This is a genomic window from Streptomyces sp. MK7, from assembly GCF_032658145.1.
Taxonomy (GTDB): domain Bacteria; phylum Actinomycetota; class Actinomycetes; order Streptomycetales; family Streptomycetaceae; genus Streptomyces; species Streptomyces spiralis.
Map to the genome: position 1 here is coordinate 1 of NZ_JAVACL010000132.1, position 892 is coordinate 892.

Annotated in this window: 1 pseudogene; it reads left to right on the forward strand. The window is 70.0% G+C overall.

What is annotated here, in order from left to right:
* Positions 1-252 precede the first annotated feature (252 nt).
* Positions 253-564 (forward strand): annotated as a pseudogene (locus tag R2S09_RS40150) (MFS transporter); the annotation flags it as partial.
* Positions 565-892 lie beyond the last annotated feature (328 nt).

The window sequence follows — 892 nt, forward strand, 5'->3', positions numbered from 1 at the left end:
CTCCACGCGGCGTCCACCGCGGCGCCGCGCTGGTGTGGAGGGGTCTGGTCGTCCTCGGGGAAGTGCGGCAGCGGCCAGCGGATGGCGAAGACGTCGTCCAGCAGTTCCTGATGGGAAGTCATGCATTGAAGAATGTACGTAATTTTGAATGAGTACAAGAGACTTGACGGAGGCGAGCTGATCTAGTCGTCTGTGGAGGCGGTCGGTGTGGAGTTGGTCGGCGGTGGTCGAGGTGGGCTGGGTTGGGTGTGTTGGCTCGCCGCCGTACTGGCCGCGGTGATCGGACTGAGCATGGGCGTCCACGGGAGCCTGGCCAACGCCCTCATACAGACCGCGGCGGACCCGGCCTGTCTCGGCCGGGTCACCTCCGTCGTCATGCTCACCATGGTCGGTCTCGCTCCCCTGGGCTACCCGCTGGTCGGCGCTGCCATCGGAGCCTGGGGCGCCGCCCCGGTGTTCGTCGCCTGCGGTATCTTCGCCGGCCTGGGCGTGGCCGTCGCCCTGGCCTTTGACGCGGTGCGGCACGTCGGACTGCCCCGGCGGCAGCCGGACGTGACCATCTGAGCAACCCCCATCGCAGCCCTGCTGGGGAGTCCGCAGCGGGGGTTGGTGGGCGTCTGCTGGTCAGTGGCGGTCGCTCGCGGTCTTTTGTACCCGGATCAGGCAGTGGGCGCTGGCGGCCAGCGCATGTGGGCCGGCAAGCAGCTCCTCCGCCTCGGTGAACGCGCGTGCGTGTGCGATACGGCGACGAGAGGTTCGCACCGGCCGTCGTGTACCGGGCCGGTTGCGGGTGCGTCGTGTGTGTGGCCGCCCACGGCGCCGGGACCCTGGAGCGCCGGGGTGCCGGCCGAAGGGGCGTTCACCGCTGAGCGGCGCAGGCGCGTTCCTGGGG